Below are 17,933 nucleotides of genomic sequence, written 5' to 3' on the forward strand. Positions count from 1 at the left end.
CACTACCCCTTGACAGAACCTGATGAGATTCCTCCCACAATGTATTTCTGCCCCAGAATAAATACTACCAGTACGGGAATCAGCGTCAGGATGATATCCGCAGACACCAGATTCCATGCATTCTCAAAAGCACCAAAAAAGTTATATACCGCCAAGGTCATGGGCCATTTCCTGGAATTGTTCAGAAAATACAAGGGCATGGTAAAATCGTTCCACACCGCCATAAAATTCAATACAAACAAGGTTGACAAAATGGGTTTTAACAACGGCAGTATGACTTTGATAAAAAGCTGATGGGGCCTGCATCCATCAATGACCGCTGCCTCGTCAATCTCCCGTGGTATGGTGCCGATGAACCCATAGGAAAGGAAAAGGCTCAGTGGAATATTGATCGCCGCGTATAAAAGAATGATACCCAGCCTGCTGTTCACCAGATGGAACATCTGCATCACTTTCATAAGCGCCACATTGTTGATCGGTATCGCGATTCCGGAAATGATGAAATAGTACAGGAAATTATTGATGCCTTTCCTGTTTCTTGATATCACATAAGCCGCAGCCGAAACGCATACAACGATGATCACCACACTGCACATGGCATACAACAGCCCATTGAAAAAGGATGAGACCAGTTTTCCCTGCTCAATGACAGTACCATAGTTCTCAAGGACCCATTTTTTCGGCAGTGAAAGGGACATAGAGTTGGATTCTCCCTGTGTCTTAAAAGAATTTACAAATAATACGATCACCGGTATCACCACAATGAGACTTACTGCTGCACTGATGATATTTGCCAGCACATGCCAGAAGGTTTTTCCAAAACGTGCCATCAGTTCTCCACCTCCTTATTCTCCATTGACTTTATGATAAAATACAGAAGCGCCAGCACAATGACAAACAGCACACTGGAAAGTGTTGTCCCCATAGCCAGATTCCCACGGGAAAACTCTTTATACACTGCTGTATTGATAACGCCGGTAGCATTTCCCGGACCTCCGTTGGTAAGGGAATAGATCATATCAAATACCCGAAGTCCATATGTCACATTCAGGATTGTCACATTGACAAGCACTGGCTTTAACAGCGGAATGGTGATCAGTCGAAATTTCTGGAAAAATGTAGCTCCGTCGATGCTGGCGGCCTCGTAATACTCTGGTGATATGGACATCAGACCCGCAATGATCACCACCATGATATATCCCATACCTTTCCAGGTATCCACTGTCATCACTGTGGGAAAAACGAGATTCAAATCTGTAAGCCAGTTTTTTGCCAGGGCACCAAGCCCTATATCGTTGAGAAAATGATTCAAAAATCCTGTGGTAGGGTGGAGAAGGCTCCGAAATACCAGTCCCACCACAAGATATGACATAACCTGCGGCGTAAATATGATCATCCGATGAAAATTTTTGAATTTCATGAATTTCTGTGTGAGTAGCAGCGCAAGGGCAAGTCCTGCAATCGTCTTCATAACTGTGGTGACGACAGTAAATAAAAGCGTGTTTGTTATGTAGCTGAAATACTCTGAATTACCTGTGAAGATTGCCTTATAATTTTTAAGCCCCACAAAATGCAGTTCATTGCTGAAATTATTCCAGTCGGTAAACGAATATACAATTCCCAAAATCCCGGGCAGAAGGCATAATAGAGTAAACAGCACAGCAGCCCCGCCGGCATAATACCATGGATATAATTTTTTCCGGTTCATTATTTCCCTCCGTTTCCATAAAGCAGATGCCTCATCATCTGACGAGGCATCTCTTATCTATATTAGTTACTCCATCCGGGATCGTTCTGTAGTTTTGCCTGCTCATTGCGTCTCTCTACCAGTGCATGCAGCACATCTTCCGGTGTCATTGCCCCCGTGAACATGGCCTCCATATCCTTTCCGATGTCCATCCACTGGAAATCAATATAGTCCACCGCGCTCTGGGCAACTGTTGTCTTCTCCAGGGAATCAATATATGCCTGGTCCTCTTCTGTATATCTGCCCTTGATCTCCGGCCAACAGAGGTCATTGAGATTAGTTTGGCCCTCCAGCCTCTTCTCAAGATTTTCAGGCCTTGCGAGGAATTCAAAGAATTGTTTTGCCTCTTCTGTATATTTGCTGTCTTTATTGATGAAATATGCATTAGCAGCAGGTTTTACACCAATACCGGTGTTGTCACCCCAGGGCATCACAAACGCTCCCAATTTTTCCGATGCTTTAAAATCAGGATAGTCAGCTTCAATCTGTCCCCTGAATCCAAGTTCTGCAATCGTCATCGCACATTTCCCTGATGCCATGGCCTCTCCTGCATTCTCCCACGCATTACTCAGATAGTCCTCGCCGAAATATCCCGCCTGCGCGCACTCATTCATCTGCTCTAAAATTGTAAGTATGGACTGCATATCTTCCAGCTTTACTTCATTGGCGTTTAATTTATCAAATACATTCTTATCGGTTTTTGTCCATAGACCACTTGTCTCAAAAAGTGGCAGGACCTGATGCCACCCGTTGGTGGTCGCCTCATAAATAGGAGTGATCCCTGCTTCTTTTATGGTTTTGCACGCATTTTTGAACTCTTCGTATGTCTTTGGCGCTTCCAGCCCTAAATCAGCAAAAATGTCTTTGTTATACAGATAGAAATACATTTTTGCGCCGGGGAAGGTGATGCCATAAGTCTTGCCGTCTACAGAAACAGCCTTTTTTGCATTTTCCTCCATTCTTCCTACCCATTCCTGGTCAGACAGATCTACGCAATACTCATCCACTCTGACGCTGGAGGTCATATGGACCGGTGTGTCAATGCACAGAATATCCGGCGCCTCTCCCGAATTCAGCTTTACACGTACTAAATCCTTCCACTGTGCATCCGGAGAAATCTGGAAATCTACTTTTATTCCCGTCTCTTTTTCAAAATCCTTAGCAAGCTCCTGCACAGTACCTGTGGTAGGCAGGCCGCTCTGGTGGCTTCCAAATGTAAGTGTGACTTTCTTGGCGCTGCCTTTACTGCTCTCCTCTTTGTCCGAACCACATCCTATCAGCAGTCCTGCTGTACAGGTAAGTGTCAATGCTGCACACAGCGCTCTTTTTATCCTTGCATTCATCCTTCTATTCTCCTTTTCTTTTCCTGGCCAACATTTCCCTTTTTATCGATAAAATTTGTTGTTGCATCCATAATAGCATCTGACTGTAAAAAAAAGAATGGACGAATCTGAACTACGGCCTGTACTTTTTTGAACAGTATTGTAAAATCGCCTTTATCTGTGATATGATGAACGAAACTTTTCACTGAAAGGAGGCATCCTATGCATAAACCGCAGAAGCTGTCTCAGAGGATCTACCTTTTTCTCATATATGGTCTGCTTATATTTATTCTGCTCGTCTGTTTTTTTATTTTTACTTATTATGACTATCAGAAGAATATGATATCCGAGGATGCGAAGAATTCTACCAATATGTGCTCCTCCGTACGTGAAGCAGTGACCACACAATTAGACCAGATGTCAACGATTTCGGTCAATATCGTCTACTCCAATGCGATCAAGAGTAATTTTAATGAATTTTCAACATATTATCAGGAAAGCGGAAACACCCCCAATCTATTGATTGCTTCCCGAGAAAAAGCCCTTGCCATACACGATATTGTCACTGCCATGATCGGTGCCTTTCAATCTGCCTCCGATGTAAAAATGTATACCATGGATGGGTATGAAATCGAACTTGGCTATCGGATGTCAATAAATACTGTTGATGTTAAAAGTCTCCCATGGTATAAAGAAACTCTGGCCCTTAAAGGACACAAATATATAACAGCACCTGCACTCGACGATTCCCTGCCGGCAACAGGGTATAATGAAAAGTCGAAAAAATTCATCTCCCTTACCCGTGCTTATCTCGACGCCAATAATGAACCGGAAGGATTTGTGGAGATCATCCAGGACTGTAATACCATATTCTCGCTGGCAAGCCAGCTGCAGGAGGAAAATAAGGACAGCAGGATCATCATATACAATGAGGAAAATGAGCAGGTCTTCCCTTATGACAGTTCAACAGAGGAAAACTACGCTTCTCTGATTCAGGAGAAAAACCTGACAGAACATACAAGCCATAGGATAACTGGAGCCGACGGCAATGAATATTCCATCATGTATCAGACAATCTCCGATTATGGCTGGAATGTGGTCCATCTAAAACCATACAGTGAAATTCTTGCCCCCATCGTGGCTTACCGCAACCGCTTTCTTCTCATTGCCGCAAGCGCTGTATTTCTCACGCTTATCATATGCTACGTTATCTCCAAACAGATGACTAAACCGCTCAGGAATCTGACTGCTGCCACAGAGAAGATCACGATCAACCGGGTGCTTGATGAGAAAAAAGTTAACCTAACCTCCGTTGATAGCAATATCAAAGAACTTTCCATCCTCTGCAACTCTATACGGGATATGTATGAAAAGCTCCGGGCCACCACACAAGATGCCCTGCTCGCAAAAAATGAGGAGGACAGAGCCCACCTGCAGGCCATGCAGTCCCTCATCAATCCCCACTTTTTATATAACAGCCTGACAAATATCAGTATCATGGCCGAGGAGGGAATGAATGAGGATATTGCAGATATGTGCAGCGCACTATGCGATTATATGAGGTATATCTCTTCCTCTTTGGATATGATCGTGGATATAAAGACAGAAGCTTTTTACACGGAAAAATATCTGGACTGTATGAAATACCGCTTTGCGGATGACTTAATCTTTCATATTGATATTGATGCAGAAAGTGAACCTGTGCTGATTCCTAAATTAATCATCCAGCCCTTTGTGGAAAATGCATTCAAATACGCATTTACCAGTTCCGGACCATGGATGTTGTTTCTCCATTCCTATGTAAAAGAACAATTTTGGTATATTGAAATCAGAGACAACGGCGGCACTTTGAGCGAAGAAAAAAGAGAACAGATCCTCAGTTCCCTGAAGATCTTGGACGCAAGAAAGGATTTAAAATCGCTGAAGATTGGCGGCCTGGGAATGAAGAGCACCTATCTTCGCCTGAATCTGTTATATGGGGATGATATGATCTTTGATATCTCTTCAAGAAAATACAGAGAAACCGTCTTCACCATTGGCGGCCCCATTTTATTAAAGGAGGATTATAATGAAAAACTCACGGATCTATAAATGTATCGTAGTGGAAGATGAAACTCTGATCCGAAAAAATCTGATCAAAAAAATAACTTCGCTCAATCTTCCCATTGAAATAGCAGGGGAAGCCACCAACGGAGGTGATGCCATAAAACTGGTGGAAAATTTATATCCCGACCTGGTCCTGTCTGACATAAGGATGCCGAATTTCAGCGGGCTTGAACTGGCAAAATATATCCACACCAATCACCCCAGTATTTACGTTGCGATCATCAGCGGCTACAATGAATTTTCCTATGCACAGGAGGCAATCAAATATTCGGTTATGGATTATATATTAAAACCGGTAAAAATCGAAGAACTGAAAGAATTCTTTCATAAGTTCCTGATCCATATGGATGCAAATGAACAGACGCTTGACAGCTATAAAATTGACAGTACGGATTTGGACAAAGAGGAATTGTGTGCTCTAATAGAACACTTTATCCAAGATAATTATAAAAAAGATATTTCCATGCAGGAACTCAGCGATAAATTCGGATTTACCCCGGAATATCTCAGTAAAATATTCAAAAAACACAGCGGTGACACTATCACCAAATACCTTACAAAAATAAGAATGAACGAGGCCAAAAGGATCCTGGTTCAGAGCAGGGATATTGAAATCCAGAAGGTGGCGGAATTAGTTGGTTACAGAGACGGGTTTTATTTCAGCCGGGTTTTTAAAAATCAAGTCGGTGTCTATCCCAGTGACTTCAGAAAATCTGTGTAATAGCGTAATATATACTTTCATGAACTGAAAACAGCCAGGGAGTACAATTCCCTGGCTGTATTTGTAAATCCTCACCGCAGAGGCCTCAAATTTTCTTTATATCTCCGATCCAGCCCCACCCTGATTTCAGGATATTCCTCATCCAGCCTATAAAACCGCAGCACAACTGCCAGCCCCCCGCACACAGCCAGGGGAATCAAAATAAACCCAAGCGCTATAAACGGTTTCCGGCCAGCCATCTGCGCAGCAGTCTCAGCCAGTTTTCCCGGATTTACTGCAAGCGCTGCCAGGTTCTGCCTTACCACACTTGCTAAACCGGCTCCCACCGCTATGACTGCCGAGATAACTGTCACAGGAAATACCGCGCGCGCCCTTCCCGTAAAATGGTCCACATGGTCAAAAACATCCGGCTCCATAGCCCAAAGCATTGCCCACATAAATCCGCTGCCAATCCCCTCCATTACAAGCGCAGGGTAATAGGCAGGCCGCATTTTTAAACTGACAAGCATCAGAATGCAGGCCGCCCCATAGACTGTTGTGCCCAGCAGTGCACATTGCCTTTTTGTCATTTTTCCGGTCAGAAACGGTACCGCCAGATATGCCGCTGGGGGCACACCGTATGTAACAGCCTTTACAAAATCAGCATTTGCAGGTTCCCCCAAAACCCAGTATGCGTATTCTCCTTTAAGAAAGGAAAAAACAGAGACAGCGAACATCAGCATTCCCCCATAAAGCAGCAGGAGCAAAAAGTATCGGTCTTTAAAAAATGCCTTCAAATCTTCTCCGCATTCTTTTATACTCATTTTCTGGCTGTCCGGAACAGGGGGAAGATATGTCTCTCTCAAAAATATGCTTCCAAGCAGCATAGAAGCCAAAATCACTGCCGTAAAAACAAGCACATATTTTCTGCCGCCGTCACCCCCCTGAAGCCCCGGAGCTGTGAAGCTGCCAACAATAAAACCGGTGCAGATCACAGCCATTCCTCCGGCAACCCCTTTCACCGAGGCAAGATTCGTCCGCTCTGCTGCATTTTTGGTCATCCCTGCCAGCAGCGCATCTGCAGGAAAGAGCAGCAATTTCATACCAAAACACCATACAAAAAATATGATTCCCACATATACCGTTTCAATCCCCACAGCAGCCCTTGGCACATGCAGGCTCATCAGTGTGCTTGCAGCCACTAAAACAATCCCTGTGTATATCCAGGGTTTACTGCGTCCCGATTTTTTCCTGGTTCTGTCTATGACCAGACTTAAAATAAAAGCAGCAAAAAAAGCCCCTGCCAAACCAATTACCATTATGGCCCGTGCCGCATCCCCGGAAATTTCCGTGTTCTCCATCATATATGACATTATACCAGCTGCTGTAAGAAACGACAGCATCTTACTGCCGAACGCCACCGCTCCAAAACTTCCCCTCTGTTTCCGGATAAAAGTCTTTTCATCTGCTGACATATTACCCATAAATTTTCCTCCCCTCTTTGGTTCTCTCTCCTTTTACTGGTTCCTCCTTGTAAATCACGCCATAATATCTGTTAATACTTATTACCATTATATAATTTTCAGTCAAATTCTACAACCCCAAACCCGCCTCATCCCTGCCTTTTTACCACAAAAAAAGCCCGGACACACCTCTCATGTCCGGACTTCTTGCTCCTCTATCCACGCACCTGTATAGTCCGTGATCCCCTTCCCCGTATTTGGGTGCCGGTTGGAATAAACCTCATCGGCTCCAAATACAGCCAGCAGGGTGATACACACAGGGATCAGTATCTTATAGGGTATTTTCCTAATGAGATCATCCAGAAGCGGCGCAGCCACATAGACAATAGCCATTCCTCCCAGTCCAAAGACCAGAAGGCCTTCCGCGCAGATCCTCCCATTCAGATTGAGAAAATATCCGCTGTAATCCCACCACTTCTCTCCATTGTGGGTAATCTCCAGGAACCAGGAAGTAAAGTATTCCACACAGCCGCACAGCACAATGGTCAAGAGAAATTCCACCAGAGGCTTTTCCCTGAATTTATTCAGAACCGCCAAAATCATGACGCCTCCGGTTCCATAAATAGGCAGCCAGGGACCATGCAGAACTCCCCGGTTCACAAATACACCGTCTGTTATGAGATGCAGGCTCACTTCCCACACCCATCCCATAAAGGAAAATGCAAAAAACAGCAGGATCACAGACCACACGGAATAGCGGCGCATATAACGCAGGGTCTCCAGCTTCTGACGCTTCCCTGCCTCCGGGATGGGAAACAGTCTTTCAGGGTAGACCACCCCTTCCACCGCTGCTTTTATCATCTGATATTTTGCCTGTCCGTTCCGGTATTCTTCGTAAGCACGCTCATCCTGCCTGTTGATCACTGTGATTCCAAGAACATTTGCAAGAAATCCTGCAACCCCTCTCAGTTTCTCAGGCTCTTGCTCCTCTTCCTCCCAAACGGAAGCAAGGGAATCCCCATACGCCTCGAAAATCACATCTCCATCAGCCTTTTCAAACAGATACCTGTCATTCAGAAGCTCACAGCCCTCTATTTTCTTTTCCTTTGCCAAATCTCTCATCTGGACATAAAATTCGCTGAACGCTGCTGTCTTGTAAGGGTTGGAGTAAAAAATGGCAGTCAGGCCAAAGGTCAGACTCCCCAGCATATCCCAGCCCCAATAAGTAAGTTCAAAGACAAAACATTCCCATTTATGCCCATGCATCATCTTTCTTGAGAGATTGACAGCTTTTTTAGGGGAAATATCCGGATTTTCGGCCGCAATGTATGGTACCAGAAAATAAGAATACCGTTTGATGATACCGCCCACGATCGTCAATGCCCACAACATCTGATACAGGGATGCCAAAGCCATGGTAAGAGACACTTTTGTCCATCTCTTCACCCTGAGCAGGAAGGCAAAACGCTGGATAGTCAGCTTCTCATACACACGGCCTTCCAGAAAAATACGTCTGGATACCACGGTATACATATTGAACAAAAAGACCCAGGCCCCCAGGGCCAGCAGCAGACTCAGCACAATAAAAAGAAAGACTGTGATCCCCGCTGATCCCACCATGGAATTCACGGCAGCGATCAGCGTAACCAGGATAGAACCCGATGTAACGGAATTCACAAACCCTGCCAGGACACCTCTGCTTCTTCCCAGAGCCGCACTGCCTCTGCCTTCCTTTGTGTTCTGCACTGCCTGTTCTTTCAGTTCTTCTGACAGCTCCCGGCTCTCCTCCTCATTCCCCTGCAGTGCATCCAGCACCACATCTGACAGATTGGGCTGTCTGCCCACAATCCCTGTAACCGTTGTCTCCGGGCTGCGCTCCTCTCTGGATTCGATCTTTATCCCATCCAGAGAACCGGAAAACTCAGTTCCCAGTATAGCCGCAGCAACGCAGACCGTCACAAACATCAGATAATGCTTCCGCAGAGACTGTCTGGCTTTTTGCTTCATCTCTTTTCTTGTCAGCATACTTTCTTCCCTCACCCTTTGTCCTGTACTGTCCGCATAAATCCTCCACTCTCTGCGGAACAATCTGTTTTTCATTATAGCATCCGCCAGATGTGATCACAACCTCGAAAGCGCAAAAAAACAGCAGCATGGCCTTTTTATGCCCTGCTGCCGTAAGAAAATCCCGGATTAAATTTATTGTCCTCACCGCATAATGATATAAGCCGTATATCCTCCATAGAGCACCAGAAGCGCAATGGCCTCTCCTCTGCTGATCTTTTCTCCCTTTTTCGCCAGGACGAAAAGTATGATACTCATGAGCAGCAGCACCGCTCCGTCATAGATAGACTCCATACGGATAGCCATAGGGGATATTGCTGCTGATGCGCCGATGATGAGCAGAATATTGAATATATTGGAGCCAATAACATTACCCATAGCCAAATCATTCTCGCCTTTTGTGGATGCCACCACAGAGGTCACAAGCTCCGGGAGGGAGGTGCCGATGGCCACAATGGTCAGTCCGATCAGTGTCTGGCTCATGCCAAAAGCGGCAGCAATTTCACTGGCGCTGTCAACGACTAATTCCCCGCCTATAATGATCATGGCAATACCCAGAACAGCATATACAATGCTCCTGACAGGGGTCAGCTTTTTCCCGATATTTTCCTCCTCAGGCCTAACGGTACGCGTCTTCAGCGCTGATTTTATCTGCATATACAAAAATCCGGCGAACAGCAGAACCAGTATCAGCCCCTCCAGACGTCCAATCTGCCGAACTCCCTTTGTCCCTCCAACGGAAAACATACAGAATAAAAGCAGAAGTCCTGTGACAAGGATGGAGAAAGGCATTTCTTTTTTCAGCAGCCCGCCCTGTATTTTCATAGGCAGGACGACACCGCAGACGCCGATAACAGCCAGGCTGTTAAACAGATTGGAGCCAATGACATTACTGATGGCAATATCATTATTACCTGACAGGGAGGCCATGATACTGACGGAAGCCTCCGGTGCACTGGTCCCGAACGCCACGATCGTCAGACCGATGATAATGGATGGAACCCGCAGTGTCTTTGCAATGGAAGAACATCCGTCTACAAACAGATCAGCTCCCTTCACCAGGAATACAAAGCCCAGCAGCAGCCATAGATACATCATATTATTTTTTCCTCTTTTCTTAATTTGTAAAATTGGGATAACCATTGGATCGGTCCGTGCCTCTACTGCGCTGACCGCACATCGCCAAGGCGATTCTGCATGGATTTTTGCCTGCAACTGTGAAGATACTGATCTCTTACAATTTTTGTCACAAAATTCCATCATTACCTATAATATGATGAATCTCCCTCCCAGTCAAGGACTAAAGAAGGGGATGTTCCGCTCTTGCTTTCAGGCGTTCCCAGCGCCGGTCCACCTCTGCCTGGATCTCCTCTGCTACACCGCTGTAGGACGCTTCCGTCAGATGGCGTGTTCTGCCCATAAGTTTAAGCCAGTCTGTAACCGGAATCCTTTTCTTACTTTTTTCCGGATCATAGTTCAATGTGGTGATCCCGTTTTCTATCTCATAAAGCGGAAAATAGCAGGAGTTCACGGCTGCTTCTATGACTCTCCGCTCCGTATTGGGTTTATCTCCCCAGTTTAAGGGGCAGGCGGAAAGTGTCTTGATATATGCGGTTCCGAAACGTGATGCATACTCTTTGGCTTTTGCCGCTTTTTTTATAAAATCCGCCGGGTTTGACTCTGCTGCCGTTGCCGCATACGGCAGGTTTGTAGCAGCCATGATCATAGGCATATCCTTGTGAAAAAATGTTTTTCCGTACTGTTCTTTTCCGATATGGGAGGTGGCGCTTTTGGCACCTTTAGGTGTGGAATAGGATAACTGGTACCCGGTATTCATATAGCCCCCGTTGTCGTACTCGAATAGGATCAGATGGTCATTTCTGAGGGCCGTTCCCAGCGCGGAGCCCATGCCGATATCCATACCGCCGTCACCGCTGACCATGACAAAAGTAATGGCTTCGTCGGGCAGTTCCCCACGCCTGCGCCGCTGCTGAAAGGCCTCCACAACACCTGCAAGCGTTGCGGCGCCGTTCTGGAACAGATTATGGATATAGGGAACACGGAACGCTGTCTTGGGATAAGAGGTGGTGACCACCATGCCGCAGCCGGTCTGAAACAGAAGTACCACATTTCCCTCAATTCCTTTTAACAGCAGGTTTACATTTACCGGGATTCCGCAGCCCGGGCAGGCGCCGTGTCCGGGAGCCAGACGTTTTGGCATGACTGTGCTCTCATTCACTCTTCCCCCGGACACCTTCATTTGACCGTTTTCATCCGTCTTTACGGATATATAGCCCGGACTGGCTTCCTCTTTGCTGATGGGGTTAAAATACTGCTGTATCTGCAGGCTTTCATCCCCGGGATAAACACCCAGATAATCAAATGCAGATGCCTTGCCGTCCAGACACTGCCGGAAGAGTTCTAATGCATCCTGCACATAAAAGTCCCTTCCGCCCAGTCCGTAAATACGGCTCAGGACCCTTGCCCTGCTGTTGCGGTCCTTCAGAGCTGCCTTCAGCTCCAGGGTCATATTTCCCCCTCCGGCACCGTAGCTGTCCTGTCTGTCCGCTGCCAGTATGGTCACTGCGCTTTTGCACAGCTCGTACAGTTCCTCTGCCGGGAACGGCCGCAGAGCGTGCAGGGTCACTACGCCTGCCTTGATGCCCTCCTCCCGCATCCGGTCAGCCGCGGTCTTGGCTGTGTGGTAGGAAGAACCCAGCAGAAATAAGATCACTTCCGCATCCTCATTTTTATATCCCTCTGCCAGAGGATATTTCCTTCCTGACAGGGCTTCATACTCTGCAAACACCTGGGGGATCACTGTACGTGCCTGTTCCATAGCCAGATGAAGCTGGTATTTATTGTTCAGAGTATCCGGTTCGTTCATATAGGAGCCGATGGATACCGGATGTTCCAAATCCAGAACGGAATATTCCGCATCATACGTCCCAATAAAATCCCCCACTGTTTTTTCATCCTCAAACACATAGCACTTCTTCTTCTGGTGGCTGGTAAAAAAGCCGTCAAATGCCACGATCACCGGAAGTCTGACTGCCTCTGCAATCCTGAGGGCACACAGGTTCATGTCATAGACAGCCTGTGGTGTATCCGCAAAAAGGATGATCCATCCCGTATTCAGTGTGTACATAATATCACTGTGGTCCCCTTTAATGGACAATGGACCGGACACGGTCCTGCAGGCCACGTTCAGCACCATAGGAAACCGGGTCCCTGACTGGACCGGAAGCTGTTCCAGCGCATACAAAAGACCATTGGCGCTGGTGGCATTGAAAACCCTCGCCCCCGCGGCTGACGCGCCATAGCAGATACCTGCCGCACTGTGCTCCCCCTCCGCTGCGATCAGGGAAATATCATGCTCCCCCTCCGCCTTCATCAGATCCAGGAACTCCGCGATCTGTGTGGACGGGGTAATGGGATAATACCCCATCACATGATAATTGATCTGTTTCGCCGCATAGGCAGCCAGTTCATTTCCGCTCTCAAATAATACTTTCTGCTTTTCCATCAAACCAGCCCTCCGTCTATTCTCCGCTCTTCCAGATAAGAATCACTTGTGACCCAGGAATTTGCCCCTGCATCCTCAAATTCCAGGTGGTCCACGATTAAATCCTTATTTCTCACAAACCATTTTTTGTCAGGATGCTCTCTCTCAATACCCTGTACAAGCGCATTCACCGGGCAGACATCCACACACCGCAGGCATCCCTTGCAGTGGTGATAATCAAGTCCCTTATTTACCATTGCCTCTTTCCCCCTATACTCTCCCTTCTCAAACCGGAAGACCATATCAGGGCATGTGGAATCACACAGGCCGCAGTTTATACATCTGTCCTGGATAAACAGGGGAATGTAGCCTTCTCTTGATGCGGAAAGGTCATTGGATACCGTGCTTCCATAACGGGTATTGACACCGCCGTAAGGAGCATTTTTATATCCCCACTGATTTTCAGCTTCCTTGTAGGGGACCTTTTCATATCTGCCGTCAGGTGCAAAATATTCTTCCTCGGCCGCCTCATATCCTCGCTTCACGCCCTCCAGATTCCGTTCCAAAAGCGCGGGATATTTCTTTCCTATGGTATCCCTTACCAGGTCATATGCCCGCTCAAGAGCTATGAACCCCGCAGCTTTTACAACCGCCCCCAGCATGACCATATTCACACGGCTTTTGCTCTCCATGGCGATCTTCAGGGCGTCCACTGCATAGATACTTCCCCCATAAAGCTTCAGCCTCTCTCTCAGGTCATTGGGGGAATCAGGGGAGTTGATCACGATCTTGGTCTCCTCCCACACACCAGCGGTAACCGGCAGCTTGCCTGCCAGCGCCTCATGAAAAAGCCCCAGGATGTGTGGCTTCTCCACCGGACTGCTGATGCGGATTTCCCTGTCAGGCTCACACCAGCGGATAAACGCTTTCACCGGTGAACCTCTTTTCTCAGAACCATAGCTGGAAAAACTGGATGCATTAAGCCCCAGATAGGATGCTCCCAGCTCTCCCAATAACTTTCCGCACAGGTTTGCTCCCAGACCGCCTATACTCTCCAGACGAATCTCAAAGCAGCCTTCCTCATTGACAATGGGCAGATTTATTTTTTCATCCATTTGCATTCTCTCCTTCATCTCTGTTACCATTTATTATCCATAAAATAAGAAAACTTATGCAGAGTATGTCCCGATATACACATAAACCTTACATTCTGTGGGAATGACTATAAGGCAGACAAGGAGGTAATAGATTATGAATGAACCGCGTTTTTACAGCAAAGAAGGATGCAGCACACTGATCGAAGTCATCAGCGCAGACCCGGGAGCAAGTTTTTCCTGCTGCGGCAAAGAGCTGACGGAATTGAAAGCCAACACATCGGAGGGTGCCTCTGAAAAACACCTCCCGGTTGTGGAACAGAATGGAAATACGGTCACAGTTAATGTAGGCAGCATTGCACATCCTATGACAGAGGAGCACAGCATTGGATTTATCTGCCTGGAGACGGAAAAAGGCCTGCAGAGAGTTCCCTTAAAAGCAGATGGAGACCCCAAAGCCTGCTTTGCCCTCACAGAGGGAGACAAGCCAGTTGCAGCCTATGCGTACTGCAACCTGCATGGATTCTGGAAGACAGAGATCCGCTAGACGATCATTCCTGCCGATGCAAAAACCTCCGATTCAAAAAGGACAACCCTTTTGAACCGGAGGTTTTATTATTGATAATTCCCATCACCGTCATACCACTTCATCCAGAAACACACCCTGAATGGGACGGATGAATTCTGCTGCAGCCGGAAGTTCTTCAGGCATACCATAGCCGAAAAGCCAGGCGGTCAGTCTCCGGATGTGAATATTTATCACCCCTGAGATCTCACCTTTTCTTTCTGCCTGTTCTCCCGCGGACACCTGTTCAAGCGCAGAGGAATGCCTGTCAACGGTCCAGTAAAACGCTCCTTGATTCTCCTCCAGCAGTTCGTCCTCAACTTTGATATAGAACGTCATACACTTTACAGGTGTCTCCTCTTTCAGTCGGATAGCCTTCATAAAATCCGGAAGGCTCACGATCCGCCCCATGACAGCCGGCTCTCCCCCGTCCTTTTCCCGGATCAGAGGCGGTTTTGAAAACAACAGCCGCTGCTCCTGCTTCTCAAGTCCCCATGTTCCCAGAAAACCGGCTGTTTTCCCATTCTTTCGGATCTCTTCCAGGATTCCGTTCTCACTCTCCATCTCTTTTAAAAGGCGCCTCAGATATTCTGTATCACGCTTGGCAAAAACTTCATATCTCTGCCTCAGCCAGGCATTCATCCATCCGGCTGCCCTCTCCACAACAGCCCCCGCATCCAGACTGCTGACCCGGCGGACTGCCAGCGTATTGTCCTGGGTACGCATCTCGGGCAGCTCCCATTTGGGCTGGTCAAAAATGTAGGTAAATCCAAAGGGAAGATAAATCGCTTCTGCCGCAGGCATGAGAAAACAAAAGGGCATCCCTTCTGCCCTCATATCTGACAAAGCTCTCTCCATAAGCCTGCGCATGTATCCTCTGCGGCGTCCCTCTTTTGCTGTGGCAACACCTACAATATAGTCGCATCTCCACATCCGGTCTCCCACACAGATATCATAGGGGTTTCTGTGGAGCATGGAAAGGATTTTTCTATCTTCCTCCAGGACCAGAATTTGGTTGTCCTTTGTTTTCTCTTTCATATAATACTCTAGAAAGGCCGGGGAATCCTCCGGGAAAGCATCCTCCCAAAGGCTTCGGCACCGTTCTTTCTCAGAACTGCTCAGATACCGTACTTCCATGGTACACCTCACACTTCCGGTTTGAAATCAATCTGTCTGACTTCGTATTTTCTGGCAAACCCCACAGGATTGTAGGACATCTTTGCTTTTCTCAGCCCTTCTATACCCAGGTCGTCCTCGCGGTTCACAAGAGCTGCCTGCGGAAACTCAGCCAGAAGGAACTGCTGGTTAATAAACTGATACAGTCCCCGAATCTCGGGATTGGCTTTTTCTATATGGATCACCGCCATATTTTCCAGCGGGTTAAAGCTTCCGATGGTAAACGCCTCCAGTTTATCATCAATATAGACACCGCCCATGCGGACCTGAAGGTTGGAGCAGTTTTTCAAGATTTCGTGTATGCCTTCCACCTCATAGTCAAGATGTTCCTCCACCTCTTCCCCTTTCTGTTCTCTCCAGTGATCCAGGAACTTCCACACATCACCTCTGTCGGAGCAGCAGAGACGGCGGTATTCATATCTGCCCTCATAGGCCCTCTTAAACCCATTGAGATGGTTTTTCTTTTTATGCAGTTTCTTTCCGGACAGGCTTCTCATGGCATCCCCGTCATAGAGATAATCCTTTAAATCTTCCTGTTCTGTCACAAGAAACCGCTCCTTCTGCTCCATTAATCCCAGAGCCAAAACTGCCTCCTCGTCGGCGAGATGGATATATAAAGGCTTTTGCAGCACGGTATTAAAATACTCTGTGATCTCATTGAAATAATGCTCCAAATCCTCCTGGCTGCAGATCGGCATGGCAGTCCCGGCCACACCTTCATTGTCCATGAGCCACTGGATCGCTTTGCCATCGCTGACAGCAAACTGTACGCCGTAAAGCTTGCTCCATATGAAACTGTCCAAAAACACACTGTCACAGGTCTTATTTGGCCGCCTGCAAAAAAGCGGGGTCAGTCTGTCTATATCTTCTGCTTCTACCGGTTTAAATTGTAAATTCATTCTGTCCTCCATATCTGAAATCTGTATCTCTGTCCATACATGAGACGGCACGCATGGTGTGCCTTTCACATAACGGTCCGGCAGGCCGGCACATTGAGCGCTGACCGTAAAATACACCGGATTGTTATCTTTTTATTATGCCATACTATTTATGGTATAACATTTTTTTCAGATTATATACTATATTCAGAAATATGGAAAGGGACTTCGTCACATTTTAATCATAATTCACGTCCACAGGCATTCCTTTTTCCGCTGATTCCATGATCGCCAGGATGGCTATAGCCGTTCTTCTGGCATCCTCCATGGAGACACGGAATTCCCTGCCATCCACCAGCCGGTCGATAAAATCCCGGATACTCTCATAAGACAATCCTTTACAGCGGTCAAACACACGGTTGGACACCAGAATGTCCGGGGTGCTGGTATTTACCTCTGTCACCTCCTGGATCAGGTTATGGCTGGACAGATCCATATTGATCATGCCTTTTGTGCAGAGAACACTGAATTTGTAATCATTCACATTGGTATTTCCATTTGGCGTGATCCATCCGTTTTCCATGTGTGCAATGCCCCCATGTGCAAACTCAATGGTAGTGAGGTAAATATCGTCCGTATCCACGCCCATTTCCTCCAGGATCCCTTTCCGCTTGACCGCATAGACACGTTTTACCTCATCTCCGAAGATCCACCGCAGGGTGTCAAGGCTGTGACTCCCCAAAAACCAGAGAATGGAAGACCGGGAAGCCCAGGAGAGCATATCGGTTGCCACCCATTTTACATCGCTGTGCCGGATATATCCGGTATATGGGGTGCCCAGTTTTCCGGATTCCACCTCCTGCTTTGCCGTGTTGAAGGGCGGGTTCCAGCGGTTGTGCAGGTCCACCATGCAGCGCACCTTATTTTCCCGGACAGCCTTACAGATCCTCTCAATATCTTCCCTGGTGGTTGCCAGTGGCTTTTCTATCAGAATGTCCTTGCCTGCATTTGCCATTGCCACCGCAATATCCGCATGGGCAAAATCCGGCGTCACGATGGCCACAGCGTCCACATCCGGGTCCGCGGCCAGACTGTGATAATCTGTGTAGACCTTCTCAATCCCATACTTGTCTGCGATCTCCCTGGCACGTTCCTCCCTGCTGTCGCAAATAGCCACCGGGCAGGCACAGACATGCTCCGCGTAAATGGATGCGTGTGTCTGTCCCCAGGTGCCAGCCCCTACAATACCCATTCTGATCTGCTTCATCTCCATAAATTTACCTCCTGTTTGATATGATCTTTATTCCTTCTGT

General features: G+C 47.1%; 15 protein-coding genes. 3 read left to right on the top strand and 12 right to left on the bottom strand.

Features of this window, described 5'->3' with window-relative positions; genetic code table 11:
• Positions 1-2 precede the first annotated feature (2 nt).
• The 4 genes from CI595_RS04895 to CI595_RS04910 form a co-directional block, all read right to left on the bottom strand.
• Positions 3-830 carry a carbohydrate ABC transporter permease gene (locus CI595_RS04895; RefSeq protein WP_095172153.1) on the bottom strand — a complete coding sequence of 276 codons (828 nt, stop codon included), beginning with the start codon at positions 828-830 and terminating at the stop codon, positions 3-5.
• Positions 830-1,708, bottom strand: a complete 879-nt coding sequence (locus CI595_RS04900; RefSeq protein ID WP_095172154.1) for a carbohydrate ABC transporter permease — start codon at positions 1,706-1,708, stop codon at positions 830-832. The genes CI595_RS04895 and CI595_RS04900 overlap by 1 nt, the downstream gene beginning before the upstream one ends.
• Before the next feature lie 62 nt (positions 1,709-1,770).
• A complete protein-coding gene (locus tag CI595_RS04905) occupies positions 1,771-3,090 on the bottom strand; it encodes an ABC transporter substrate-binding protein (RefSeq protein ID WP_095172155.1) in 1,320 nt (439 codons plus the stop codon).
• Complete coding sequence (locus CI595_RS04910; RefSeq protein WP_095172156.1) at positions 3,087-3,275, bottom strand: hypothetical protein; 189 nt, start codon at positions 3,273-3,275, stop codon at positions 3,087-3,089. Before CI595_RS04910 ends, CI595_RS04905 begins: the two co-directional genes overlap by 4 nt.
• A 16-nt stretch (positions 3,276-3,291) precedes the next feature.
• Here CI595_RS04910 and CI595_RS04915 point away from each other — a divergent pair, with 16 nt between their 5' ends.
• Both CI595_RS04915 and CI595_RS04920 read left to right on the top strand, forming a co-directional pair.
• The gene (locus tag CI595_RS04915) at positions 3,292-5,160 is read left to right on the top strand and encodes a cache domain-containing sensor histidine kinase (protein ID WP_243135099.1); all 1,869 of its coding nucleotides are present in this window, start codon (positions 3,292-3,294) and stop codon (positions 5,158-5,160) included.
• Positions 5,138-5,896 carry a response regulator transcription factor gene (locus CI595_RS04920; RefSeq protein ID WP_095172157.1) on the top strand — a complete coding sequence of 253 codons (759 nt, stop codon included), beginning with the start codon at positions 5,138-5,140 and terminating at the stop codon, positions 5,894-5,896. The genes CI595_RS04915 and CI595_RS04920 overlap by 23 nt, the downstream gene beginning before the upstream one ends.
• A gap of 71 nt (positions 5,897-5,967) precedes the next feature.
• Here CI595_RS04920 and CI595_RS04925 read toward each other — a convergent pair whose 3' ends face one another.
• From CI595_RS04925 to CI595_RS04945, 5 genes are all read right to left on the bottom strand, one after another.
• Entirely contained in the window at positions 5,968-7,359 is a 1,392-nt protein-coding gene (locus tag CI595_RS04925) for an MFS transporter (protein WP_095172158.1), read from the bottom strand.
• 171 nt (positions 7,360-7,530) lie between these two features.
• Positions 7,531-9,438 carry a DUF975 family protein gene (locus CI595_RS04930; RefSeq protein ID WP_243135100.1) on the bottom strand — a complete coding sequence of 636 codons (1,908 nt, stop codon included), beginning with the start codon at positions 9,436-9,438 and terminating at the stop codon, positions 7,531-7,533.
• A 108-nt stretch (positions 9,439-9,546) separates the two neighbouring features.
• Positions 9,547-10,500 carry a calcium/sodium antiporter gene (locus CI595_RS04935; protein WP_095172159.1) on the bottom strand — a complete coding sequence of 318 codons (954 nt, stop codon included), beginning with the start codon at positions 10,498-10,500 and terminating at the stop codon, positions 9,547-9,549.
• Between the two features lie 202 nt (positions 10,501-10,702).
• On the bottom strand, positions 10,703-12,928 hold the full coding sequence (locus CI595_RS04940; RefSeq protein ID WP_205728109.1) for a thiamine pyrophosphate-dependent enzyme: 2,226 nt from the start codon (positions 12,926-12,928) through the stop codon (positions 10,703-10,705).
• Positions 12,928-14,022, bottom strand: coding sequence for a 2-oxoacid:acceptor oxidoreductase family protein (locus CI595_RS04945; protein WP_095172161.1), 1,095 nt, complete (start codon positions 14,020-14,022; stop codon positions 12,928-12,930). Before CI595_RS04945 ends, CI595_RS04940 begins: the two co-directional genes overlap by 1 nt.
• Before the next feature lie 136 nt (positions 14,023-14,158).
• Here CI595_RS04945 and CI595_RS04950 point away from each other — a divergent pair, with 136 nt between their 5' ends.
• Positions 14,159-14,548 (top strand): desulfoferrodoxin family protein, encoded by a 390-nt coding sequence (locus CI595_RS04950; RefSeq protein WP_095172162.1) that lies wholly within the window; start codon positions 14,159-14,161, stop codon positions 14,546-14,548.
• A 90-nt stretch (positions 14,549-14,638) separates the two neighbouring features.
• Here the strand turns inward: CI595_RS04950 and CI595_RS04955 are convergent, their stop codons facing one another.
• The 3 genes from CI595_RS04955 to CI595_RS04965 form a co-directional block, all read right to left on the bottom strand.
• Complete coding sequence (locus CI595_RS04955; protein WP_095172163.1) at positions 14,639-15,703, bottom strand: GNAT family N-acetyltransferase; 1,065 nt, start codon at positions 15,701-15,703, stop codon at positions 14,639-14,641.
• Positions 15,704-15,711: 8 nt separating this feature from the next.
• Entirely contained in the window at positions 15,712-16,641 is a 930-nt protein-coding gene (locus CI595_RS04960) for a DUF2156 domain-containing protein (protein WP_095172396.1), read from the bottom strand.
• Positions 16,642-16,858: 217 nt separating this feature from the next.
• The gene (locus CI595_RS04965) at positions 16,859-17,893 is read right to left on the bottom strand and encodes a Gfo/Idh/MocA family protein (protein WP_095172164.1); all 1,035 of its coding nucleotides are present in this window, start codon (positions 17,891-17,893) and stop codon (positions 16,859-16,861) included.
• Positions 17,894-17,933: the final 40 nt, after the last annotated feature.

This window comes from Blautia hominis, from assembly GCA_002270465.1.
Classification (GTDB): Bacteria; Bacillota; Clostridia; order Lachnospirales; family Lachnospiraceae; genus Blautia; species Blautia hominis.

Bases quoted from the DNA above. Each gene is read 5' to 3' on its own strand.
- CI595_RS04895 (WP_095172153.1), bottom strand. From the start codon at position 830: ATGGCACGTTTTGGAAAAACCTTCTGGCATGTGCTGGCAAATATCATC.
- CI595_RS04900 (WP_095172154.1), bottom strand. From the start codon at position 1,708: ATGAACCGGAAAAAATTATATCCATGGTATTATGCCGGCGGGGCTGCT.
- CI595_RS04905 (WP_095172155.1), bottom strand. From the start codon at position 3,090: ATGAATGCAAGGATAAAAAGAGCGCTGTGTGCAGCATTGACACTTACC.
- CI595_RS04915 (WP_243135099.1), top strand. From the start codon at position 3,292: ATGCATAAACCGCAGAAGCTGTCTCAGAGGATCTACCTTTTTCTCATA.
- CI595_RS04920 (WP_095172157.1), top strand. From the start codon at position 5,138: ATGAAAAACTCACGGATCTATAAATGTATCGTAGTGGAAGATGAAACT.
- CI595_RS04925 (WP_095172158.1), bottom strand. From the start codon at position 7,359: ATGGGTAATATGTCAGCAGATGAAAAGACTTTTATCCGGAAACAGAGG.
- CI595_RS04930 (WP_243135100.1), bottom strand. From the start codon at position 9,438: ATGAAAAACAGATTGTTCCGCAGAGAGTGGAGGATTTATGCGGACAGT.
- CI595_RS04935 (WP_095172159.1), bottom strand. From the start codon at position 10,500: ATGATGTATCTATGGCTGCTGCTGGGCTTTGTATTCCTGGTGAAGGGA.
- CI595_RS04940 (WP_205728109.1), bottom strand. From the start codon at position 12,928: ATGGAAAAGCAGAAAGTATTATTTGAGAGCGGAAATGAACTGGCTGCC.
- CI595_RS04945 (WP_095172161.1), bottom strand. From the start codon at position 14,022: ATGGATGAAAAAATAAATCTGCCCATTGTCAATGAGGAAGGCTGCTTT.
- CI595_RS04950 (WP_095172162.1), top strand. From the start codon at position 14,159: ATGAATGAACCGCGTTTTTACAGCAAAGAAGGATGCAGCACACTGATC.
- CI595_RS04955 (WP_095172163.1), bottom strand. From the start codon at position 15,703: ATGGAAGTACGGTATCTGAGCAGTTCTGAGAAAGAACGGTGCCGAAGC.
- CI595_RS04960 (WP_095172396.1), bottom strand. From the start codon at position 16,641: ATGAATTTACAATTTAAACCGGTAGAAGCAGAAGATATAGACAGACTG.
- CI595_RS04965 (WP_095172164.1), bottom strand. From the start codon at position 17,893: ATGGAGATGAAGCAGATCAGAATGGGTATTGTAGGGGCTGGCACCTGG.